This window comes from Pseudoxanthomonas sp. (genome assembly GCF_051953815.1).
GTDB lineage: Bacteria > Pseudomonadota > Gammaproteobacteria > Xanthomonadales > Xanthomonadaceae > Pseudoxanthomonas_A.
The window spans coordinates 1-21630 of the sequence record NZ_JBQCIJ010000015.1 but is presented as its reverse complement, the minus strand read 5'-3'; the positions used below and the strand labels follow the sequence as shown (position 1 = coordinate 21630).

At 67.5% G+C, this 21630-nt stretch carries 18 protein-coding genes and 1 pseudogene; 6 read left to right on the top strand and 13 right to left on the bottom strand.

The window, feature by feature from the left end; translation table 11 throughout:
* Together ACTHN1_RS04060 and ACTHN1_RS04055 are read left to right on the top strand one after the other, a co-directional pair.
* Positions 1-1335, top strand: a 1335-nt coding sequence (locus ACTHN1_RS04060; RefSeq protein WP_440469682.1) for a hemolysin family protein, incomplete at its 5' end; no start/stop codon positions are given.
* A gap of 5 nt (positions 1336-1340) precedes the next feature.
* Positions 1341-1973 (top strand): exopolysaccharide biosynthesis protein, encoded by a 633-nt coding sequence (locus tag ACTHN1_RS04055; RefSeq protein ID WP_440469681.1) that lies wholly within the window; start codon positions 1341-1343, stop codon positions 1971-1973.
* 141 nt (positions 1974-2114) lie between these two features.
* Here ACTHN1_RS04055 and ACTHN1_RS04050 read toward each other — a convergent pair whose 3' ends face one another.
* The 3 genes from ACTHN1_RS04050 to ACTHN1_RS04040 all read right to left on the bottom strand — a co-directional run bounded on the left by ACTHN1_RS04050 (position 2115) and on the right by ACTHN1_RS04040 (position 6000).
* The gene (locus ACTHN1_RS04050; protein ID WP_440469680.1) at positions 2115-4235 is read right to left on the bottom strand and encodes a putative bifunctional diguanylate cyclase/phosphodiesterase; all 2121 of its coding nucleotides are present in this window, start codon (positions 4233-4235) and stop codon (positions 2115-2117) included.
* Positions 4232-5164: a phosphate/phosphite/phosphonate ABC transporter substrate-binding protein gene (locus ACTHN1_RS04045; RefSeq protein WP_440469679.1), complete on the bottom strand. Its 933-nt coding sequence runs from the start codon at positions 5162-5164 to the stop codon at positions 4232-4234. The genes ACTHN1_RS04050 and ACTHN1_RS04045 overlap by 4 nt, the downstream gene beginning before the upstream one ends.
* Before the next feature lie 62 nt (positions 5165-5226).
* A complete protein-coding gene (locus tag ACTHN1_RS04040) occupies positions 5227-6000 on the bottom strand; it encodes an RNA methyltransferase (RefSeq protein WP_440469678.1) in 774 nt (257 codons plus the stop codon).
* A 95-nt stretch (positions 6001-6095) separates the two neighbouring features.
* Here ACTHN1_RS04040 and ACTHN1_RS04035 point away from each other — a divergent pair, with 95 nt between their 5' ends.
* On the top strand, positions 6096-6926 hold the full coding sequence (locus tag ACTHN1_RS04035; protein ID WP_440469677.1) for an inositol monophosphatase family protein: 831 nt from the start codon (positions 6096-6098) through the stop codon (positions 6924-6926).
* Positions 6927-7197: 271 nt separating this feature from the next.
* Here ACTHN1_RS04035 and secF read toward each other — a convergent pair whose 3' ends face one another.
* The 6 genes from secF to ACTHN1_RS04005 form a co-directional block, all read right to left on the bottom strand.
* Positions 7198-8163, bottom strand: coding sequence for a protein translocase subunit SecF (gene secF, locus ACTHN1_RS04030; RefSeq protein ID WP_440469676.1), 966 nt, complete (start codon positions 8161-8163; stop codon positions 7198-7200).
* A gap of 16 nt (positions 8164-8179) precedes the next feature.
* Positions 8180-10084 (bottom strand): protein translocase subunit SecD, encoded by a 1905-nt coding sequence (gene secD, locus ACTHN1_RS04025; protein ID WP_440469675.1) that lies wholly within the window; start codon positions 10082-10084, stop codon positions 8180-8182.
* Positions 10085-10141: 57 nt separating this feature from the next.
* Entirely contained in the window at positions 10142-10483 is a 342-nt protein-coding gene (gene yajC / locus ACTHN1_RS04020) for a preprotein translocase subunit YajC (protein ID WP_295382749.1), read from the bottom strand.
* Positions 10484-10658: 175 nt separating this feature from the next.
* Entirely contained in the window at positions 10659-11783 is a 1125-nt protein-coding gene (gene tgt / locus ACTHN1_RS04015; protein ID WP_440469674.1) for a tRNA guanosine(34) transglycosylase Tgt, read from the bottom strand.
* A 117-nt stretch (positions 11784-11900) separates the two neighbouring features.
* Positions 11901-12932 (bottom strand): tRNA preQ1(34) S-adenosylmethionine ribosyltransferase-isomerase QueA, encoded by a 1032-nt coding sequence (gene queA, locus ACTHN1_RS04010; protein WP_440469673.1) that lies wholly within the window; start codon positions 12930-12932, stop codon positions 11901-11903.
* A gap of 84 nt (positions 12933-13016) precedes the next feature.
* The gene (locus tag ACTHN1_RS04005) at positions 13017-13448 is read right to left on the bottom strand and encodes an Lrp/AsnC family transcriptional regulator (RefSeq protein ID WP_141453627.1); all 432 of its coding nucleotides are present in this window, start codon (positions 13446-13448) and stop codon (positions 13017-13019) included.
* A 117-nt stretch (positions 13449-13565) separates the two neighbouring features.
* Here ACTHN1_RS04005 and ACTHN1_RS04000 point away from each other — a divergent pair, with 117 nt between their 5' ends.
* Positions 13566-15062 (top strand): aminotransferase class III-fold pyridoxal phosphate-dependent enzyme, encoded by a 1497-nt coding sequence (locus ACTHN1_RS04000; RefSeq protein ID WP_440469672.1) that lies wholly within the window; start codon positions 13566-13568, stop codon positions 15060-15062.
* A gap of 132 nt (positions 15063-15194) precedes the next feature.
* Here the strand turns inward: ACTHN1_RS04000 and ACTHN1_RS03995 are convergent, their stop codons facing one another.
* Complete coding sequence (locus tag ACTHN1_RS03995) at positions 15195-15809, bottom strand: inorganic diphosphatase (RefSeq protein WP_440469671.1); 615 nt, start codon at positions 15807-15809, stop codon at positions 15195-15197.
* Positions 15806-16927, bottom strand: a complete 1122-nt coding sequence (locus ACTHN1_RS03990) for a phytase (RefSeq protein ID WP_440469670.1) — start codon at positions 16925-16927, stop codon at positions 15806-15808. Before ACTHN1_RS03990 ends, ACTHN1_RS03995 begins: the two co-directional genes overlap by 4 nt.
* A gap of 173 nt (positions 16928-17100) precedes the next feature.
* Here ACTHN1_RS03990 and ACTHN1_RS03985 point away from each other — a divergent pair, with 173 nt between their 5' ends.
* Positions 17101-19437, top strand: coding sequence for a TonB-dependent receptor plug domain-containing protein (locus ACTHN1_RS03985; protein WP_440469669.1), 2337 nt, complete (start codon positions 17101-17103; stop codon positions 19435-19437).
* Positions 19438-19550: 113 nt separating this feature from the next.
* On the top strand, positions 19551-20183 hold the full coding sequence (gene upp, locus ACTHN1_RS03980; RefSeq protein WP_141453632.1) for a uracil phosphoribosyltransferase: 633 nt from the start codon (positions 19551-19553) through the stop codon (positions 20181-20183).
* Positions 20184-20186: 3 nt separating this feature from the next.
* Here upp and ACTHN1_RS03975 read toward each other — a convergent pair whose 3' ends face one another.
* Positions 20187-21032: an alpha/beta hydrolase family protein gene (locus ACTHN1_RS03975; RefSeq protein ID WP_440469668.1), complete on the bottom strand. Its 846-nt coding sequence runs from the start codon at positions 21030-21032 to the stop codon at positions 20187-20189.
* Between the two features lie 95 nt (positions 21033-21127).
* Positions 21128-21630, bottom strand: a pseudogene (locus tag ACTHN1_RS03970) (MBL fold metallo-hydrolase); the annotation flags it as partial.

Below are 21630 nucleotides of genomic sequence, written 5' to 3'. Positions count from 1 at the left end.
CTTGAGCTGATCATCGTATTCGCCCTGGTCCTGCTGAACGGCTTCTTCGCCATGTCCGAGATGTCGGTCATGACCTCGCGCAAGAGCCGACTGAAGCAGATGGCGCAGACCAGCCATCGCGCCCAGCGCGCACTGGACCTGTCCGAGAAACCCGAGAGCTTCCTGTCCACGGTGCAGATCGGCATCACCCTGATCGGCGTGCTGACGGGCCTGTTCGGTGGCGAGGCCATCGGCATGGCCATCGCCGAGCGGCTGCAGGGCCTCTTTCCCTCCCTGGCCGCCAGTTTCACCCTGGTCGGCGAACCCCAGCCCTGGTCGGAGTTGATCGGCAAGACGCTGGCGGTCGCCCTGATCACCTTCATGACGCTGATCTTCGGCGAACTGGTACCCAAGCGCCTCGCCATCACCGCGCCGGAGACGATTGCCGGCGTGGTGGCGGTGCCGATGGGCTGGCTGGCGAAGGCCGCCTTCCCCTTCGTCTGGCTGCTGTCCCACAGCACCCGCCTGGTCCTGCGCATGCTGGGTCTGGGCAAGGACGAGGCCACCACCATCAGCGAAGAGGAAATCCGCATGCTCGTGTCCGAAGGGCACGAGGCCGGCGTGATCGACGCCGACGAACGCAACATGATGAACCGCGTGCTGCGCCTGGGCGACCGCACCGCCGACAGCCTGATGACGCCGCGCAAGAAGATCACCTGGCTGGACGCCGCGGCGTCCTACGAGGACAACCTGCAGACCATGCACGAGTCGGCGTTCTCGCGTTTCCCCGTGTACCGCGGCGACGACCAGGACGTGATCGGCGTGCTGGAGGTGAAGTCGCTGCTGGACCGCTTCGGCGTGGAGAAGCCGGACCTGTTCGTCAAGCTGCGCGAGCCGCTGTTCGTCTCCGAGTCCACCCATGCGATGAAGCTGCTGGAGATCTTCCGCGAGGAGCAGCAGTCGCTGGCGCTGGTGGTGGACGAGTACGGCGAGATCCAGGGCCTGGTGACCATCAGCGACCTGATGGGCGCGGTGGTCGGCCGCCTGCAGGCCGCGGAGAACACCGAGGAAGACGCGCTGGTGGTGATGCGCGACGACGGTTCGCTGCTGGTCGACGGCTCGCTGCCCAACGACGACCTGCGCGAACTGCTGGGCGGGGTGAACCTGCCCGACGACGACGAGTACAACACCATCGCCGGCCTGGTGATCGAGCACTTCGGGCGCATCCCCCACGTGGGCGAGTCGTTCGAGCTGGACGGCTGGCGCTTCGAGGTCGTCGACCTGGACGGCGCCCGCGTCGACAAGCTGCTGTTGCAGCGCCTGCCGGAGGAAACCGGCGAAGACGCGGCGGCCTGAACGCGATGGATGCCTCCCACCGTCCCCCGCCCCACGCGGGTATCCGCGGCCTGCTGGATGATTTCGCGCTGGGCGACCCCAACCAGGTCCTGCGCCTGGGCGATCTGCTGTCCGGCTTCGGCCAGAGCGCGTTCGGGTTGCTGCTGTTCATCGCGGTGCTGCCGGCCTTCATCCCCATTCCCGGGGTCGGCGGCGCGATTGGCGGCCCGCTGGTGATCCTGGTCGGCGCGCAGTTGCTGGTCGGCCTGTCGAAATTGTGGCTGCCCGGCTTCATCGCCCGGCGCGGCCCGCACCGCAGCGCGCTGATCACCTTCCGCACCCTGCTCTCGCCCTGGCTGGCACGGCTGGAGAAGCTGATCCGCCCACGCCTGCACGTCGTGCTGGATCACAAGCTGGCGCTCTCCTTCACCGGCCTGCTGCTGGTGCTGCTGGGCCTGCTGCTGGCCCTGCCGATTCCCTTCACCAACTATGTGTTCGGCGTGCTGCTGCTGTTGTTCGCGCTGGCGCTGCTGGAACGCGACGGCGCGCTGATGCTGGTGGCCTGGGTGGCCGGCGGCGCCGCGGTCATCGTGTTCGGCTTCCTGTCCGGGCACCTGGTCGCCGCCACCACCGAGTTCGTCGGCCGCTGGTTCTCCTGACCCGCGGAACCCTCTCGCAGGAACGACGTCAGTCGCGACCGTTGGCCCAACGGGGCCAGGAAAACCGGACACCGTCCGCACCGGCAAGCGCAAGCGCACGCGCACGATCGCGACTCACGTCGCTCCTACCCCTGGCGCGGCTCAGGCGATGAGCTGGCCGAATTCGGCGGCCGTGACCGGATAACCCAGCCAGTACCCCTGCGCCAGATCGCAGCCGCGCTCGCGCAGGATGTTGAACTGGCCTTCCTTCTCCACGCCCTCGGCGACCACGGTGATGCCCAGCGAGTGGGCCATCGCGATGATCGCGCTGGTCAGGGCCAGATCGTCCGGATCCCGCAGCATGTCGGCGATGAAGCTGCGATCGATCTTCACGCCGTCGACCGGCACCCGCCGCAGGTGGCTCAGGCCGGAGAATCCGGTGCCGAAGTCATCCAGCCAGACCTTCACGCCGGTGCGGTGCAGGGTCGCCAGCAGCGCGCTGGCGTGCGCCTCGTCGGCGATGACCGCGGTCTCGGTCAGTTCCAGGTGCAGGCGCGAGGAAGCCAGGCCGGTCTCGCGCAGGCATTCGGCCACCACTTCCGGCAGATCGCCGCTGCGCAGCTGGCGCGGCGAGACGTTGACCGACACGAACAACTGATCCATCGGATCCCGATCCACGCTCCAGCGCGCGGCGGCCGTGCACGCCGCGCGCAGCACGCGCGGGCCGATGCTCTCGATCAGGCCGCTCTGTTCGGCCACGTCGATGAACACCGAAGGCGCCACCATGCCCAGTTCCGGATGCTGCCAGCGCAGCAGCGCCTCGGCGCCGACGATGCGGCTGTCGGACAGGCGGAACACCGGCTGGTACAGCAGGCTCAACTCGCCGCGCTCCCAGGCGCCACGCAGTTCCTGCTCCATCCGCACCCGCCGCTCCACTGCCTGGTCCATCGCGCGGCTGTAGAAGCGGTAGCAATTCTTGCCGGCCACCTTGGCCTGGTACATCGCGATGTCGCCGTTCTTCATCAGCGCGGTGGCGCCGGAGGCATCCTCCGGGAACAGGGTGATGCCGATCGAGGTGCCCAGGAACACCTGCCGATCCTGGATGACCAGCGGCCGGCCCAGTTCGGTGACCAGCTGCTCGGCCAGGCGGGTGGCGACCGAGCGCACGTCGCCGTCCTGGATCAGGATGACGAACTCGTCGCCGCCGAAACGCGCCAGCAGGGCGTCGTCGCCGCCCAGGTGCTCCACCGCCTCGCGGATGCGGTTGGCGAACTGCTGCAGCACCTCGTCGCCGGCCTCGTGGCCGAGGGTGTCGTTGACCCGCTTGAAATCGTCGATGTCGGCGAACAGCAGCGCGAGCTGGCGCCCGGCGCCCCGCAGCATCATCAGCCGGTGATCCAGGCTCTCGCGGAAGGCCAGCCGATTGGTGAGGCCGGTGAGCGAATCGGTGTAGGCCATGCGCCGCACGTCGCGGTCGTGGCGGGCGATGCTGTCGCTCATGCTGCTGAACGCGCGCACCAGTTCGCCGACCTCGTCGTTGCGATGGCTGACCGGACGTTCGCTGTTGTAGTTGCCCACCTCGATGGCGTGCGCGGCCTCGGCCAGTTGCCGGATCGGGCGCACCAGGGTGCGCTGGGCGTACACCATGATCGCCACGCAGGCCGCGACCAGCGCGGCCAGCAGCGCCCACACCCAGATCAGGTGGCGCTGGCCCAGATCTTCCAGGCGCGCCCTCGCCGCGGCCACCGCGCGATCCTCGTGCCCGCGCACCGAATCCAGCGAATAGCCCACCCGCACGCCGCCGATGCGCTGGTTGCCGATCATGATCGGCTCGGAGATGTCGACGATCTGCGGCGACCACTGGGTATGCAGTTCCGGCGTGCTGATCGCCTCGTAGGCCAGCGGATCGCTCATCTGCTGGCCATAGACCGCGATCTCCTCGGAACCGTCGTGGATGATCCGGCCCTGCGGGTCGTAGACCAGCACGTAGCTGACATCCGGTTCCTTCTGCGCGGAACGGACCAGCGTGCCGATGGTGTCCAGATCGAAGTAATAGAGCGGATTGGCCAGTGCCTCGGCGAGCTGATCGACGGTCGCTCCGCCGTGCCGGCGCAGGCTGTCCTCGGCCATGCCGTGCATGGCCTCGCGGGCCACGCCGGCCACCTCCTGCTGCATCGCCTTCTGGCGGTGCAACAGGGTCGCCAGCAAGCCGATCACCACCGCCAGCATGATCGCCATGGCGGTGAGGAAGCGCGCTTCCAGGCCGAAACGGATCTTCTTCATTCGACCTGCTCGCGTACCCGGCCCACGCCCTGGCGCAGATGCTCCAGTGCGCGCCGCGAGTCGGGATCCACCGGCAGGAAGGCGGTGGTGCGGAAGAACAGCCGCATCGCTTCGCGTGCCTGCGGATCGTTGCCGGCCTGCAACAGCACCTCGCGTAGACGGGCCTCGACCTGCGGCGACAGGTCGCCGCGCACCATTTCCAGCGCGCGCGGATACTCCGGGGTCTCGTGGATGATCCGGAAATCGTTGCGGAAGGAAGGCGGGATGCGGCGCGCGTCGTTCCAGTCCAGGCTGCTCACCACGCCGGCGTCGACCAGGCGCTTGTGGACCCAGGCGGAGATGTTCAGCTCGGTCCGCGCGAACACGTAGCCGACCGAGTCCGCCCCCGGGCGGTCCATCGGCGAAAGCAGGATCTCCAGCCGCTGGCCGGCGTCGAGCAGTTCCACCGCCGGCGCGAAATAGGCGCTCGTGGAGGCGGTGTTCTGGAACGCCACCGCGCGCCCCTTCAGATCCTGCAGCTTCTCCAGCCCGCTGTCGCGGCGGACGAAGAACACCCCGTGATAGCGCCCCACGCCGCCGCGTTCGGTCAGCAGCAGGGGCCGTGCCCCGGCGCGGTCCTGCAACCGCATCGCGGTGCCGGCGGTCTCGGTCACCCAGTCCACCCGGCCCCGCCGCAGGTAGCTGATCATCTGCTGCGCGTCCCGCGCCATCAGGATCCGTCCCTCGGTGATGCCGACATCGCGCATGCGCGGGATGACGTAGTCGAGCAGCGGCTTGAGCTGTTCGTAGTGGGCCTTGGGGTCGTCGCTGATGCGTCCCAGCACCAGGACGTGATCATCGCCACCGGCAGCGCTGGCCGGTGCGGTGGTGCCCGGCAAAAGGAACGCCCCGAGCAGTGTCAGGACGAGTGCGAACCGGGACCTGGGCAACGAGGAAGTCCTTCGAAAAGGTGGTGGGAGCCTAGCCGAAAATGTGACGTAGCAACAGTAGATTACCCACGCCCCTCCGCCAGCCTCGCCATCCGCTGGGCATCGGCCAGAACGCCGCGCAGCAGCCTGACCTCCTGCTCGCTCGGCTGCGCGCGCAGGAACAGGCGGCGCAGTTTGCGCATCGCCGAATCGGGCGTGCGGCCTTTATGGAAATCGATCTCGTCCAGGGTCTGCCCCAACTGGGCGAAGAACCCTTCCAGTTGCGCATGGCTGGCCGGCGCCTCGTCCGGGTGGCGGTTGTCCGGCGCGGCGGGCGGACTCTGCTCGCGCAGGGCCAGGCGCAGTTCGTAGGCCAGCACCTGGACCGCCGCGGCCAGGTTCAGCGAGCTGTACTCCGGATTGGCCGGGATGTGGACGGCCGCGTGGCACAGCTGCAGTTCCTCGTTGGTCAGGCCGGTCCGTTCGCGGCCGAACACCAGCGCGACCTCGCCGTCGGCGGCCATCGCCACGGCCTGCGCGGCGGCCTGGCGGGGCTCGAACTCCTCCAGTTGGACCCGGCGGCTGCGGGCGGTGCAGCCCAGCACGTAGCGGCAGTCGGCCACGGCTTCGGCCAGCGTCGCCACCACCCCGGCGGCGGCCAGCAGGTCGTCGGCCCCGGCGGCGCGCCGGAACGCCTCGTCGGCGGGGAACTGTTCGGGCGCGACCAGCACCAGCCGGGCCAGCCCCATGGTCTTTAGGGCGCGCGCGGCGGCGCCGATGTTGCCGGGATGCTGGGTGCCGACCAGCACGATGCGCAGCCGGGCGGCGGCGGGAAGCGGAAATGCGGGAGTGTTCATGGGCGCAGATGTTAAACTGTGCGCGCCGGCCCCTGCGCCGCGCCGCTCTTTTCCACCGTCCATACCGCCCCCTGCCTGTTCCGAGGTCCGAAGCCATGCAGAAACCCGCCGTCACCGTCATGGTCAAAGCCGCCCGCCTGGCAGGCAACGTCCTGTTGCGCAACATCAACAAGCTGGACGCGCTGAACGTGGTGCAGAAGGACCGGATGGACTACGCCAGCGAAGTGGACGCCGATGCCGAGAAGGTCATCGTCAAGGAGCTCCGGCGCGCCTACCCGGACTACGCCGTGGTCGGCGAGGAAGGTGGCATCCAGGGCCAGAGCCGCTACACCTGGGTCATCGACCCGCTGGACGGCACCAGCAACTATCTGCGCGGCTTTCCGCACTATTGCGTATCGATCGCGCTGGTCGAGAACGGCGAGCCGACCGACGCGGTGATCTTCGACCCGCTCCGCAACGACCTGTTCACCGCCAGCCGCGGCGCCGGCGCCCAGCTCAACGAGCGCAAGATCCGGGTGGCCGAGCGCAAGGACCTGGCCGGCACCGTGATCTGCACCGGCTTCCCGCCGCGTGAGCGCGCCCGCGCCGGCGCCCAGCTCGAATGCGTGCGCGAACTGCTGGTCCAGGCCGAGGACGTGCGCCGCACCGGTTCGGCCGCGCTGGATCTGGCCTACGTGGCCTGCGGTCGCCTGGACGCCTACTTCGAAGCCGGCGTGAAGGATTGGGACATCGCCGCCGGCGTGCTGCTGGTGCGCGAGGCCGGTGGCCGCATCTGCGATTTCCGCGGCGCCCCCACTCCCCGCCTGGACGGCCGCGGCCCGGCCTCCCGCCAGATCGTCGCCGGCAACATCAAGGTGGCCGAAGCCCTGCAGAAGGCCATCGTCTCCTCCGGCTACGCCGCCAGTTTCGACCCGCCGAAGGGCTGAGCCCGGCCGCCCGCCGCCAGGGACCGGAACGTCGAAAGCAAAAGGCCGCGCGATGCGCGGCCTTTTGCTTGTCGGGGACCGGGAACGAGGATCGCTTCCAATCCCCAATCCGGCTTTCGACGGACGCATGGGCGGTCATCCCCCGCTTTCAGCCGGGCGGGACTCACCGTCGACGACCGGAACGTCGAAAGAAAAAAGGCCGCGCGATGCGCGGCCTTTTTTTCTTCCGGGAATGGAGACTTCTCGAATCCCCAATCCCGAATCCCGGCTCTCAAGGCCTGCGCGCCAGCGCCGCCTCGTCCTTGGCCTTGGGCATCAGGTCCTGCTTGGTGACCTTCATGAAGCCCATGGTCAGCAGCGGACAGGCGATGAAGATCGAGGAGATGGTGCCGATCACGATGCCGATCATCTGCGAGATCGCCATGCCTTCCAGCGAGCCGCCACCGTAAATGTACAGCGCCAGCACGGTCAGGAACGCTACGAACGAGGTGATGATGGTGCGCGACAGGGTCTGGTTGACCGAGCGGTTCAGCACTTCCACGGGGTCCACCCGCAACGAGCGGAAGTTCTCGCGCACGCGGTCGAACACCACGATGGTGTCGTTGATCGAGAAACCCATCACCGACAGCAGGCCCGCCAGCACGGTCAGGTCGAACTCGCGGCCGGTCAAGGCGAAGAAGCCCGCGCAGATCAGCACGTCGTGCAGGGTGGTGAAAATCGCCGCCAGCGCGAACTTCCATTCGAACCGGAACGCGATGTAGATCAGGAAGCCCACCACCACGAAGATCAGGGCGTACAGGCCGTTCATGGCCAGTTCCTTGCCGACCTGCGGGCTGACGATTTCGCTGCGCAGCTTGGCGGCCGGGTTGTCGGCCGAGGACGCCAGCTTCACCACCTCGGCGGCGGTGCGGTTGGCGGCTTCGGAGTCGGTCTGGCCTTCACGCGGCTGCAGGCGGACCAGCAGATCGCGACCGGTGCCGAAGGTCTGGACCTGCGCGCCCTGATAGCCGGAGGCTTCCAGGCGTTCGCGCACGCTGTCCACGTCCGGCGGATTGTCGAAGCGCAGTTCCACCATGATGCCGCCGGTGAAATCGAGCGCGTAGTTGAAGCCCTTGAACGCCATGGCGCCGACGGCGACCACCGCGAGGATCAGGGCCACCGCCAGCGACACCCAGCGCAGGCGCATGAAGTCGATGTTGGTGTCGTTGGGAACGAGATGCAGCGGGAAGAGTTTCATGGTTCGGTTGCTCTCGTCAGATGGCCAGCGACTTCAGCTTGCGGCGACGGCCATAGATCAGCGTGGCCAGCGCGCGCGAGACGGTCACGGCGGTGAACACGGAGGTCAGGATGCCGACGATCATGGTGACGGCAAAGCCCTTGAGCGGACCGGTGCCGAAGGCGAACAGCGCAACGCCGGCCAGCAGCGCGGTCATGTTCGAGTCGAAGATGGTTCCGGAGGCCTTGTCGTAACCGGTGGCAATCGAGGCCAGCGGTGGCACCCCCGCCCTCAGCTCTTCGCGGATGCGCTCGTTGATCAGCACGTTGGCGTCCACCGACATGCCGATCGACAGCGCCAGGCCGGCGAAGCCGGGCAGGGTCATGGTGGCGCCGAACAGCGACATCACCGCGACCACCATCACCAGGTTGAGCAGCAGCGCCACGCAGGTGATCAGACCGAACATCCGGTAATAGACCAGGAAGAACGCCAGCGCGAACAGGAACGAGAACATCACCGCCTTGGTGCCGCGGGCCACGTTCTCGGCACCCAGACTGGGACCGACCACGCGCTCGTTGATGAAGTCCATCGGCGCGGCCAGCGAGCCGGCGCGCAGCAGCTTGGCCAGGCCGTCGGCCTCGGTCTTCTCCAGGCCGGTGGTCTGGAAGTTCTTGCCGAACACGCCGTTGATGTTCGCCACCGAGATCACTTCCTCCTTGATCCGGGTGCTGCGGACTTCCTCGCCGTTGACGATGTCCACCTGCGGGATGCGCTCGATGTAGACCACCGCCATCGGCTTGCCGACACTGGCGCTGGTGAAGTCGAACATGCGCTGGCCGCCGATGTTGTTCAGGGTGACGTCCACTGCGGGCAGGCCATTGCTGTCCGTGCCGGTCTTGGCGCCCACCATCTGATCGCCCGCGACGATCACGCGCTTGTTCAGCAGCACCGGCACCGGCTTGCCGTCCGGTCCCACCTCGCGGCGGTAGTACACGCGCGCTTCCGGCGGCACGTTGCCGCTGGCGACGGCGTCGTAGGCATTGCCGTCGACCACCGCGCGGTATTCCAGGGTGGCGGTCGCGCCGATCATGCGCTTGGCCTCGGCGGTGTCCTGCACGCCCGGCAGCTGCACGACCACGCGGTCGTTGCCCTGGCGCTGGATGATCGGCTCGGCCACGCCCAGTTCGTTGACGCGGTTGCGCAGGGTGGTGATGTTCTGCTCGATGGCGCTGCCGGCGATCTGGTTCAGTTCGCTCTCGGGCAGGCCGATGGTGATGCGTTCGCCTTCGACGTCGTAGGTCAGGGCGCCGCCGCCGACCAGCGCGGCGCCGCCGGCGTTGGACGAGGCGACCAGCGTCTTTGCCAGCAGATCACGCGCCTTGTTGGCGTTCTCGCCCGGCGCCAGGGTGATGGCGATGCTGTTGTCCGGACGGCGTTCGACCGACTGGTACTTGATGCGGTTGTCGCGCAGGGTCAGCCGGGCGTCCTCGACGTACGCATCCACGCGCTTGTCCAGGGCCGCCTTCTGATCCACCTGCAATTCGAAGTGCACGCCGCCCTGCAAGTCCAGGCCCTGCACCATCGGCCGCGCGCCGAACCGGCTGAGCCAGTCCGGAACGGTCGAGGCCAGGTTCAACGCCACCACGTAATTTTCGCCCAGCGCGCCGCGCAGGACGTCGTTGGCCTTGGTCTGCGCGTCCAGGCCCGGCAGGCGGACGATCAGGTTCTTGCCGTCCTGGTCATCCAGCGCCTTGGGAGTGACGCCGGCCTCCTTGAGGCTGGCCTCGACCTTCTGCCGCAATGCCGCGTCGATCGCGTAGCCGCGATTCGGCGTGATCTGTACCGAGGGATCCTGCGGGTAGATGTTGGGCAGGGCGTAGAACACGCTCAGCGCAACGACCAGCAGGATGACGACATATTTCCAGCGAGGGAATTCAAGCATTGCGGCAACCCGCGCACGCCCTTCCCGGGCGCACGCTCAACGGTGGTCGGAAAGGGATCAGGCGGACTTCAGGGTGCCCTTGGGGAGGACATTGCCCACGGCGGCCTTCTGCACGCGCACGCGCACGTTGTCGGCCACTTCGATGGTGACGAAGTTGTCGCCGATGTCGGTGACGGTGCCGGCGATGCCGCCGGTGGTGATGACTTCGTCACCGCGCGAGAGCTTGTCCAGCATGGCGCGATGTTCCTTCGCACGCTTCATCTGCGGGCGGATCATCAGGAAGTACATGATGGCGATCAGGATGATCGGCATCAGCAGGCCGAAACCACCCAGGCCGCCCTGGGGAGCGCCGGCGGCCTGGGCATGCGCCGGGGCGATCAGAAAGTCGAGCAGATTCATGGAGTTATCCGTTCTTATGCGAAAGCAGCCGGGAATTATGCCACGCGCTGGGCATCCCCGTCCCGGCGCGCTGCCGGCCCCAACGGGCGCCGGCGTGGACGTGTGAAGACCGCCGTCCTTCCGAAAGGTTCCGCCGGCCCCCGGGAAATCCGCCCGGACGGGGCGAATCCAGGGTTCAGGCCAGCGGCGCGTCCACGTCCCGCGCCGCATAGAACGCCTGGCGGAAATCGTCGAAGCGGCCCTGCTCGATGGCCGCGCGGATGTCCGCCATCAGCTTCTCGTAGTACCAGAGGTTGTGCAGCGTGCCGAGCATCGGCGCCAGCATTTCGTTGCAGCGATCCAGGTGGCGCAGGTAGGACCGGGTGAAGCCGTTGCGGCAGGCGTAGCAGCCGCAGCCCGGCTCGATCGGCTGCATGTCCTTCTCGTACTTCGCATTGCGGATGCGCACGGTGCCGAATGAAGTGAAGTAGTGGCCGTTGCGGGCGTTGCGGGTCGGCATCACGCAATCGAACATGTCGACGCCGCGGGCGACGCCTTCCACCAGGTCCTCCGGCCGCCCCACCCCCATCAGGTAGCGGGGTCGATCCTGCGGCAGGATCGGATGCATGTGATCGAGGATGCGGTTGCGTTCCTCCTCCGGCTCGCCCACCGCCAGCCCGCCGATCGCATAGCCGTCGAAGCCGATTGCCTGCAGTCCGGCGGCCGACTGCTCGCGCAGCGGTTCGTGCACGCCGCCCTGGACGATGCCGAACAGCGCCGCGTCATTGCCCTCGTGCGCGCGCCGGCTGCGCTCGGCCCAGCGCAGGCTCAATTCCATCGACTTGCGCGCGACCGCCTCGGTGGCCGGATATGGCGTGCACTCGTCGAAGATCATCACGATGTCCGAATCCAGCACCTTCTGGATGCGCATGCTCTCTTCCGGACCCAGGAACACCTTGCTGCCGTCCACCGGCGAGGCGAAGGTCACGCCCTGCTCGGTGATCTTGCGGCGATGCGCCAGCGAGAACACCTGGAAGCCGCCCGAGTCGGTGAGGATGGGCCGGTTCCAGCACGCGAAGCCATGCAGGCCGCCATGTTGCGCGATGACCTCCAGGCCCGGGCGCAGGTACAGGTGGAAGGTGTTGCCCAGGATGATCTCCGCGCCCAGCGCCTCGATCTGGTCGGGCAGGATGCCCTTCACCGAGCCATAGGTGCCCACCGGCATGAAGGCCGGCGTTTCCACCGTGCCGCGCGGAAAGGTCAGCCGGCCGCGGCGGGCGCGGCCATCGGTGGTCTGGAGCTGGAACTGGAGTCGGGACATGGGCGGACGGGGAAAGAGGGAAAGCCGGTTTGGGGCTGGCGGTGCGGGAGCGGCGTCAATCGCGACGATGGTGTTTCCCGGACCTGGAAACCATCGCGACCGGCGTCGCTTCCGCGCTCACGGCGCCTGCGGAAACAACAGCATCGCGTCGCCGTAGGAGAAGAAGCGGTAGCGTTCGCGCACCGCGTGCTCGTAGGCGGCGAACACCCGCTCCTTGCCGGCGAAAGCGGACACCAGCATCAGCAGCGTGCTTTCCGGCAGGTGGAAGTTGGTGATCATCGCGTCCACGCTGCGGATGCGGTAACCCGGGAAAATGAAGATGCGGGTTTCGCCGGCGAACGGCTGCAGTTCGCCGCCGCGCATGGCCGATTCCAGCGCGCGCACCACCGTGGTGCCCACCGCGATCACGCGACCGCCACGGGCACGCGTCGCGTGGATGCGCTCGATCAGCGCGGCGCCGACGTTCAGCCATTCGCTGTGCATCTGGTGCTGGCGCACGTCGTCCACCCGCACCGGCTGGAAGGTGCCCGCGCCCACATGCAGGGTGACGTGGCCGAACTCCACGCCGCGCTCGCGCAGCGCGGCCAGCAGCGGCTCGTCGAAATGCAGGCCGGCGGTGGGCGCGGCGACCGCGCCCGGCTCGCGCGCGAACACGGTCTGGTAGCGCTCGTCGTCGTCCGCGTCCGCTTCGCGCTGGATGTACGGCGGCAGCGGCAGGCGACCGGCCTGCAACAGCCAGCTTTCCAGCGCGGTGGGCACGTGGAAGCGCAGCCGGTAGAACTCGCCGTCGCGGCCCAGCACCTCGGCCTCGCCGCCGGCGTCCAGCGCGATCCGGCTGCCCGGCTTGGGCGGCTTGCTGGCGCCGACCTGGGCCCGCGCCTCGTTGTCGGGCAGCAACCGCTCGATCAGGATTTCCACCCGCCCGCCGGTTTCCTTCTGGCCGAACAGGCGCGCGGGAATCACCCGGGTGTCGTTGAACACCAGCAGATCCCCCGGCGCCAGCCATTCCGGCAGATCCCGGACCTGGCGGTCGGCGAACGCGGCATCGCCCGGCGGCACCACCAGCAGGCGGCTGGCGGAGCGTTCCGGCAGCGGCGCCTGGGCAATCAGGGCCTCGGGCAACTCGAAATGGAAATCGGACTTCTTCACGTGGGGGCGGCTCGGGGAAGCCGTCCATTGTAAGGGAGCGGGCCGAGGCGGGCGCTCCGGCCCCTGTCCGGGTCCCGCCGGGGTTCAGCGCTCGAACTTGGTCGACAGCACGATCGAGGAGGTGGTGCGCTCGACCCCGTCGATGGCGCCGATCCGGTCGGTCAGCAGATCCATCCCGTCGACCGACGGCACCACCCCCACCGCGATCAGGTCGTAGGCGCCGCTGACCGACTGCAGCAGGCGCACTTCCGGCATGGCGCGCAGCGAGGCCACCACCGAAGTCATCTGCTTGGGATGCACGGTGATCATGATGTGCGCGCGGATGTGCCCGCGCTCGTAGTCGTCATGCACCCGCACCGTGTAGCCGCTGATCACGCCCTCGCGTTCCAGCCGCTCGATCCGGCTCTGCACCGTGGTCCGCGACAGATTGAGCCGGCGGGCGATCTGGGCGGTCGAGGCACGGGCGTTGTCGCGCAGCAGGCTGAGCAGCAACTGGTCGGTCGCGGAGATCTTCATTTCAGGGCACTCGCCTCGTCGATTCGACGAAATCTACAGAAAATTCGTGCAAATCATAACTGTCAAACGACGAATTTATCCACATAATAGAGGTTTGTCGTCCATCCGGAGAACACCATGGCCCTCCTCGACCTGCTCGCCCCCCTCCGCGCCCATGCGGGCAAGCGCCTGACCACCGGTCTGGACGATGCGACCCTCGAACGTTTCGCCGCCGGCCATCCGGCCCTGGTGGCCGCCATCGAGGCCGCCGCCGCCGAGCACGCCCGCCTGAAGGACGAGTTCGCCGACCTGCTGGATCTGGACGAGGAGGCGCAGCTGCGCGCCGTCCAGGCCGGCTACGTCAATTTCTACCCGGACGACGCGGTCAATCCCTACATCGCCCTGGCCGCGCGCGGCCCGTGGGTGGTCACCCTCAACGGCGCGGTGCTGTACGACGCCGGCGGCTACGGCATGCTCGGTTTCGGCCACACCCCCGAGCCGATCCTGGCGGCGATGGCGCGACCGCAGGTGATGGCCAACATCATGACCCCCAGCCTGTCGCAGCTGCGCTTCGAGCGCGCCCTGCGCAAGGAAATCGGCCAGACCCGCGGCGGCTGTCCCTACGCGAAGTTCCTGTGCCTGAATTCGGGCTCCGAGTCGGTAGGCCTGGCCGCCCGCATCGCCGACATCAACACCAAGCTGCAGACCGATCCGGGCGCCCGCCACGAGGGCCGCGCGGTCAAGCGCGTGGTGGTGAAGGGCAGCTTCCACGGCCGCACCGAGCGTCCGGCGCTGTACTCGGATTCCTCGCGCAAGACCTACCAGCAGCACCTGGCCAGCTATCGCGGCGAGGATTCGCTGATCGCGATCGAGCCCTACGACGTCGAAGCGCTCAAGCGCGCTTTCGCCGACGCCGAGACCAAGGGCTGGTTCATCGAAGCGGTGTTCCTGGAGCCGGTGATGGGCGAAGGCGATCCGGGCCGTTCGGTGCCGCCGGCGTTCTACGCCGCCGCGCGCGAACTCACCCGCCACCACGGCAGCCTGTTCCTGGTCGACTCCATCCAGGCCGGCCTGCGCGCCCACGGCGTGCTGTCGATCGTCGATTACCCGGGCTTCGAAGGACTGGACGCGCCCGACATGGAAACCTATTCCAAGGCGCTCAACGCCGCGCAGTACCCGCTGTCGGTGCTGGCGGTCAACGAACGCGCGGCCGGCCTGTACCGCAAGGGCGTGTACGGCAACACCATGACCACCAACCCGCGCGCGCTGGACGTGGCCTGCGCCACCCTGGAACAACTCACCCCGCAGGTCCGCGAGAACATCCGCGCCCGCGGCGTCGACGCGGTGGCCAGCCTGGAAAAACTGAAGAGCGAACTGGGCGGGCTGATCACCAAGGTGCAGGGCACCGGCCTGCTGTTCTCGTGCGAGCTGGCGCCGCAGTTCAAGTGCTACGGCGCCAACTCCACCGAGGAATGGCTGCGCCAGCACGGCATCAACGTCATTCACGGCGGCGCCAACTCGCTGCGCTTCACGCCGCATTTCGCGATGGGCGCTGACGAACTGGAGCTGCTGGTCAGCCTGGTCGGGCGCGCACTGCAGGAAGGCCCGCGCAGCGCCCAGGCCGCCGCGGCCTGATTCCGCTTCCCAAGGTTTCCTCGTGGGCGGGCATCCCTGGCGGTGTCCGCCCTTTTCTTTGCCGGTTCGTTACCTTTTGCGCACGGGCGCGACGGCGGCGCCACCGGCCCGGGACGGGCCGGGTGACACGCGCTACGGGGCTTCCCGCACTTCGGTGAACCGCCGCATCGCCGCCTGGATCAGCCCCCTGGCTTCCGTGGCGTCGCCGTAACCGTTCAAGCGCACCGGATTGCGCCCCTTCGGCAGATCCTTGTAGATGCGGAAGAACGCTTCGATGCGGTCGCGCTCGATGGCCGGCAGATCGGACAGATCACGAATCCCGGCGTATGTGGGATCCACCTTGTCCGTCGGCACGCCGATGATCTTTTCATCGGCCTCGCCGTCATCGACCATCCGCAACACGCCGATGGGACGGAACCGGAGCAGCACGCCCGGATGCAGCGGTTCGCGGGTCAGCACCAGCGCATCCAGGGGATCCCCATCCCCCGCCCGCGTGCGCGGCATCGACCCGTAGTTGGCCGGATAGGCGACCGGCATCGACTGGAAACGGTCCACGAACAGCAGACCTTCCTCGTTGATCTCGTACTTGGTGAAGCTGCCGGCGGGAATCTCCACCGCCAGCACGGCTTCCTCCGGCGCCTTCGGCGACTGCGCGGCGAGGAACGGGTGGACGACCCCGTCACCGGTCCGCGCCGGCGATGCGGTGGTCAGCAGCCCCAGCCCGAGCAGGGCGACGACGCGCTTCATTGCGCGGGCCTGCACGCGGGCAGCTTGAGCGCGCGGGCAATCGCCTGCCAATCGAACGCGGCCACCGCCTTGTCATCGTCCACCGCGTAGAAGACGCCTTCCGGAAAACGCTTGTCGACCGTCTGGTCGAGCCAGACGCCATCGGTATTGGCGGTGCGCTCGCCGGTGAAGGCGCCCAGGTGCGCCAGGCTGAGGCGATCGAACACATGGAACACGCTGCGATCCTTGAACTGATCGGTGGCGATCCAGAAGCCGCCGCCGCCTTCGCACCGCGCCAGCGCCATGCCCTCGGCCTGCGCCTTGAACAGATCCGCGCCGATGTCGCGGCCACGATAGCGCCCGTCCAGCCCGTACTCGCGCAGGCGGGTGCCGGTGGCGACGTCTTCTTCGGCCAGCAGCAGGCGATCATTGGCGACGTCGCCGAACACCGATTCGGCGATCCGGATCGCGCCGGCGGCCGTGGTGTCGCCAAAGGTTTCCGTCAGCGTCGCCGCCCAGCCCTGCGGCACGCGCCGCAGCTGATAGCGCTTGAAGCGGCGATCCAGTTCCGCCAGCGGTGGCGGCAGATCCTCGTTCCGCGCCGACATGTAGTTGTCGCTGACGATGACCTCGTAGCTGTCCTTCTGCGGGCGTACCCACAGGCCGTAGGGCTGCTTCAGATCTTCCGCACCGAAGCTCAGCAGCGGCTGGAAGCCCGGCAACTGGAACACCTGCACCCGGTGGTTGTCGCGCTCGACCACCAGCACCAGGTCATCGATGACGGCGATGCCGTTGGGACGCCGCAGCTGGCCCGGGCCTGTGCCCGGTCCTCCGACCGTGCGCAGGCGCTCGCCGCTGACCCCGTCATAGACGATCAGCTGGTCGGTCGCCTTGGCGGTGGCGATGAGCCAACGCTTGCCTTCCGGACTGCGCCAGCTCGCCGGCGAATCGACGTTGTCGGCCGGGGTATCGGCGGTCAGGAAGGCCTCGGCAACGACCACATGCGGAATCTTCGCCTCGCTCAGCAGCGGATCCTTTTCCACATGCTCGTCCGGTTCCCGGTCCACCGGCACATTGCCGGCGCAACCGGCCAGGGACACGAACAACAGACTGGCGAGTGCGTTCAAGCGATAGGACATGCGATTCCCCTGCAGCGATTTGGCGGTCAACAAACCGCAACGTTCTACGCATCGATTGTGACGCTTTGGTTGCGCCCCGGACAGGTTCGCCATCCTGCCACGCGCCGGTCACATTCCCGCCATCTAAGCCCCGTAGAAATCGCCGTTTATCTTCACCTGGGGAAAACACGACGATGAAACGCACCGCCCTGGCCATCGGCCTGTCACAGGCCATGCTCTGCGCGGGCCTGATCGCCGCCAGCCCGCTGGCAAGCGCGCAGGCCATGCCCGACGGAAGCGCCGCCGGCGCGCCGGCCAACGATCCCAAGCAACTGGACACCATCGTGGTCCAGGGCGAGATCACCTACCGCGACCGCACCGACGACATCGCCCCCACCCTGTCCTACGACCTGGAATACTTCCAGCGCTTCGAGCCCAACACCGTCGGCGACATGCTCAAACGGGTACCCGGCGTGACCTTCGTCGGCTCCGACATCATGGAATTCGACGGCGCGATGATGCGCGGCATGGCCGCGGGTTACACCCAGGTGCTGATCAACGGCAAGAAGGTGCCGGGTGCCGGCGACGACCGCTCGTTCTGGGTCGACCGCATCCCGGCGGAAATGGTCGACCACATCGAAATCCTGCGCAGCAACAGCGCCAACCGCAGCGGCGACGCGATCGCCGGCAGCATCAACATCGTCCTGCGCGATGCCTACGTGTTCGACGGCAGCTATCTGCGCATCGGCGCCAACCGCTGGTACGACGGCGAAGTGAATCCGACCTTCGGCGCGGTGACCAGCGTCGACGCATTGGGCGGCCGCCTGCTGGCCGGCATCAACGTCCAGGACCGCTACCGCTCCAAGCTCAAGCGCTCGGACCGTTTCGCCGACCCGACCCGACAGGAACTGCTCAGCTGGGAAGACCAGACCGAGGTCAAGGACGGGCGCGACTATTCGGCCAACCTCTCCTACACCGCCGATGTCGGCGAGACCGGGCGCATCAGCATCGACGGTTTCTACGTCAAGACCGACCGCGACGTCACCGAGGTTTCGCATGAGGTCGAGTACGACGACGGCGACGTCATCGATTCGCGGGTGCCCGGACTCAATCCCATCGACCAGCGCAACTGGGGCATCGGCGCCGAATACAAGTTCGACATGGCCGGCGGCACCACCGAACTCGATCTCGACTACGCGCGGTTCGAGGACGACAGCGCCGAGAGCGAGGAGAAGCACGAGTATGTGAACGGCGAATGGGATGCCTCCGAGGCCGAATCCCAGGCCGTGGACGCGCAGGACGCCGAAACCAGCTTCAAGATCGCGCACCAGCGCGCGGTGGGTGCGAGCGAACTCGAATTCGGCGTGGATTACCGCCGCAAGAAGCGCGACGTCGCCTACACCAACTACGCCTGGGAAGCCGAGGAAGAAGGCGACCCGGTGGCCTACGAACCGGACGGCGTGATCGGCTCGCTGATCAAGGAAACCCGCGTCGATCCCTACCTGATGCTTTCGGGCAAGGGCGAGGCGTTCTCCTGGGAAGCCGGCCTGCGCTACGAGACCACCCGCTCGGACATCCGCTACCAGGAAGATGGCGACGTCGCCGGCTCGGCAAGCAAGGATTACAACGAACTGCTGCCCTCGCTGCACCTGAAGTGGGATCTGGACGAGGCCACCCGCGTCAGCCTGTCGCTGGCCAGGAGCGTCAAGCGGCCGAATTTCAACGAACTCATTCCGGCGCTGTTGGACGGCGAGTTCGGCGACAACGACTACATCGGCAATCCGAAGCTGGATCCGGAAACCGCCAACGGCATCGACCTGGGCTTCGAGCGTCGTCTCGGCCAGCACGGCGTGGTGGGCGTCAACTTCTTCTACCGGGACGTGAAGAACTTGATCGAGCTGGTCAACACCGGCGAGATGAGCGAGGACGCACAGGACAACTACGCCGACGAGCTGGAGGAATTCCTGGCCGACAACCCCGGCGCGACCGAGGACGACTTCCAGTTCGATCCGGAAAGCTGGCTGTTCACCTCGGCCAACGTCGGCGACGGCAAGGTCTATGGCGTCGAGTTCGACCTGTCGACGCCGTTGACCGCGCTGGGCATGCCCAATACCGGCGTGTTCCTCAACTACTCCTACCTCAACAGCAAGGTCACCGATTTCCTCGGCGAGCGCCGCTTCAACGACCAGGCCAGGAGCGTCTACAACGTCGGCTTCATCCAGGACCTGCCGTCGCTCGGCGCCACCTTCGGCGCGACCTACCGCAAGCAGGGCGATGCCTTCAGCCGCATCCTGGCCGAGGAAGTGACCGTCAAGTACGGCGACGACCTGGAAGTGTTCGTCGAGAAGCGCTTCGGCAAGACCCTGTCGGTGCGACTGACCGCCGCCAATCTGCTGGACGCATCCAAGGACGAGTTCTTCCACAAGTTCGACAACCTGGCCGACCAGATCGATCGCGACTACGACGAGTACGAGCTGGAAACAGAAGAGGCCGGACCGAGCTATCAGCTGGTCATGCGCTGGGCGTTCTGAGCCCGGACATGCCCTGGCGGGCCCCACGGAAGCCGGCGCAGGCCGGCTTCTTTTTTGTGGGACGGACGGGATTGATGCAGACTTTCGCCATCCGAACACCGCCGCAGGCCGCCATGAAGACCGTCGAAGTCCGCCATCCCCTCGTCCAGCACAAGATCGGCCTGCTCCGCGACGCCTCGCTCAGCACCAAGGGTTTCCGCGAACTGGTCACCGAACTGGGCACCCTGCTGGCCTACGAGGCCACCGCGGATCTGGAGACCGAGGAAGCGACCATGCCCGGCTGGGCCGGACCGGTCCAGGTGCGCAAGATCGCCGGCGCCAAGATCACCCTGGTCCCCATCCTGCGCGCCGGCCTGGGCATGCTGCCGGGTGTATTGGCGCTGATTCCCGCCGCCAAGGTCAGCGTGGTGGGCCTGCAGCGCGACGAGGAAACCCTGCAACCGGTACCCTACTTCGAACGCCTGACCGGCCGCCTGGACGAACGCGACGCGCTCATCCTGGATCCGATGCTGGCCACCGGCGGCACCCTCATCGCCACCATCGACATGCTCAAGCGCGCCGGCGCGAAACGCATCAAGGGCATCTTCCTGGTCGCCGCGCCCGAGGGCCTGGCCGCGCTGGAAGCGGCCCACCCCGACGTCGAGGTCTATACCGCCGCCATCGACGACCATCTCAACGACAAGGGTTACATCCTGCCGGGCCTGGGTGATGCCGGCGATCGGATCTTCGGCACCCGGGTCGGCTGAGCCTCAGCGACGGATCCAGCGCTCGGCGTCGGCCGGGCCGGCGGCGTCGACGGAAAACACGCGGGCCGCTTCGGCGTCATCCAGCGCTTCCGCCTTGAGGAACGCGGTACCAAGTTCGCGCGCGCGCCGGTACGGCGCTTCCGGTTGGCCGCCGATCAGGTTGTGGTCGCCTCCTGTCAGCACCACCGCGTACTTGTCGCCTTCGGGCGCGCTTTCGACCGGATACAGGTGGTCGCGCGGATCGCTGACGAAACCCGGCACAAGATCCTGGTCGCCGGTCACCAGCAGCACCGGCACCGCGACCGATGCGTAGGCCGAGGGCGTGACCAGTCCCGGAATCCTGCCCGGCGAGGAATAGCCCACCACCGCCACCACGCTGGGATCGCGCAGCGGCGCCAGATCGGCCAGCGCGCCGCCCAGGACCAACGACACCAGCGTGCCGTAACTGTGTCCGGCAGCGGCAACCGGCACGCCGGGCCAACGCGCGGCCACATAGGCGCTGGCGGCCTTCATGTCGGCCAGCCGCTCGCCGAAACCCTGCTGCATGGAGAACTTCTCGCGGTCCGGATGCTTCACCGAATCCACGTGCAGCGGCGCGACCACCACGAAGCCGGCATCACGCCAGGTTTGCAGCAGATCGTCATAGCGTTCCGGCCACGAGCCGTGTCCGCTGGAAAACAGCACCACGCCGCGAACGTTTTCCGGTTCCCATACCGCCATCGAAGTGGCGCGTTGCGGCGAGACCTGCAAAGGCACCGTGGCGGTCGGGGCGGCGAAGGCGGCCTGCATGCCGGCAAAGGACAGCAGCACGGCCGCGACGGCGCGGCGGAACAACGAAGGCTGGTTCATCGGAAAGATCCCCTTGGAAAGTGGGATCAGTCTGTTGGCACCCGCCGCTCCGGACAGGTGCCTGTTGTCATCAGTCCGCAGTGCCGGAAGTCATTTCATGCCGCCAGCGGACGGGCATGCAGTTCCGCCACTTCGCGGGCCACGCCGAACCTGCCGCGCTCGTCGCGGGTGACCTGGGCCAGCGCGCACTCGGGATCGTGAGTGAAGAACAGATGCACGTTGCGTGCGAGCTTGTCTTCCAGGAAGGCGCGCTTCTCGTCGATCAGCAGTTCCGCGTTACGGTCGTAGCCCATGGTGATGGGCACGTGCACCCAGGAACGGCCCGGGATCAGGTCGGCGCAGAACACCACGCCGCCGTGCGGCTGGCCGTCGATGCGTTCGGCGCCGACGATTTCGGCCAGCATCAGCCCCGGCGTATGACCGTCGCTGAAGCTGAAACGGACCGCGTCGCCCAGCGCGTGCGAGTACTCGCCCGACACGAGTTCCAGCCGCCCACTGGCTTCCAGCAGCGGCTGCAATTCCGGGATGAAACTGGCGCGGTCTCGCGGGTGCGGCTTCAGCGCACGCTGCCAATGCTCGGCGCCGACGATGAAAGTCG

Excerpts from the sequence above, each read along its gene's own strand:
- ACTHN1_RS04055 (WP_440469681.1), top strand. The coding sequence starts at position 1,341 with ATGGATGCCTCCCACCGTCCCCCGCCCCACGCGGGTATCCGCGGCCTG.
- ACTHN1_RS04050 (WP_440469680.1), bottom strand. The coding sequence starts at position 4,235 with ATGAAGAAGATCCGTTTCGGCCTGGAAGCGCGCTTCCTCACCGCCATG.
- ACTHN1_RS04040 (WP_440469678.1), bottom strand. The coding sequence starts at position 6,000 with ATGAACACTCCCGCATTTCCGCTTCCCGCCGCCGCCCGGCTGCGCATC.
- ACTHN1_RS04035 (WP_440469677.1), top strand. The coding sequence starts at position 6,096 with ATGCAGAAACCCGCCGTCACCGTCATGGTCAAAGCCGCCCGCCTGGCA.
- secF (WP_440469676.1), bottom strand. The coding sequence starts at position 8,163 with ATGAAACTCTTCCCGCTGCATCTCGTTCCCAACGACACCAACATCGAC.
- secD (WP_440469675.1), bottom strand. The coding sequence starts at position 10,084 with ATGCTTGAATTCCCTCGCTGGAAATATGTCGTCATCCTGCTGGTCGTT.
- yajC (WP_295382749.1), bottom strand. The coding sequence starts at position 10,483 with ATGAATCTGCTCGACTTTCTGATCGCCCCGGCGCATGCCCAGGCCGCC.
- tgt (WP_440469674.1), bottom strand. The coding sequence starts at position 11,783 with ATGTCCCGACTCCAGTTCCAGCTCCAGACCACCGATGGCCGCGCCCGC.
- ACTHN1_RS04005 (WP_141453627.1), bottom strand. The coding sequence starts at position 13,448 with ATGAAGATCTCCGCGACCGACCAGTTGCTGCTCAGCCTGCTGCGCGAC.
- ACTHN1_RS04000 (WP_440469672.1), top strand. The coding sequence starts at position 13,566 with ATGGCCCTCCTCGACCTGCTCGCCCCCCTCCGCGCCCATGCGGGCAAG.
- ACTHN1_RS03995 (WP_440469671.1), bottom strand. The coding sequence starts at position 15,809 with ATGAAGCGCGTCGTCGCCCTGCTCGGGCTGGGGCTGCTGACCACCGCA.
- ACTHN1_RS03990 (WP_440469670.1), bottom strand. The coding sequence starts at position 16,927 with ATGTCCTATCGCTTGAACGCACTCGCCAGTCTGTTGTTCGTGTCCCTG.
- ACTHN1_RS03985 (WP_440469669.1), top strand. The coding sequence starts at position 17,101 with ATGAAACGCACCGCCCTGGCCATCGGCCTGTCACAGGCCATGCTCTGC.
- upp (WP_141453632.1), top strand. The coding sequence starts at position 19,551 with ATGAAGACCGTCGAAGTCCGCCATCCCCTCGTCCAGCACAAGATCGGC.
- ACTHN1_RS03975 (WP_440469668.1), bottom strand. The coding sequence starts at position 21,032 with ATGAACCAGCCTTCGTTGTTCCGCCGCGCCGTCGCGGCCGTGCTGCTG.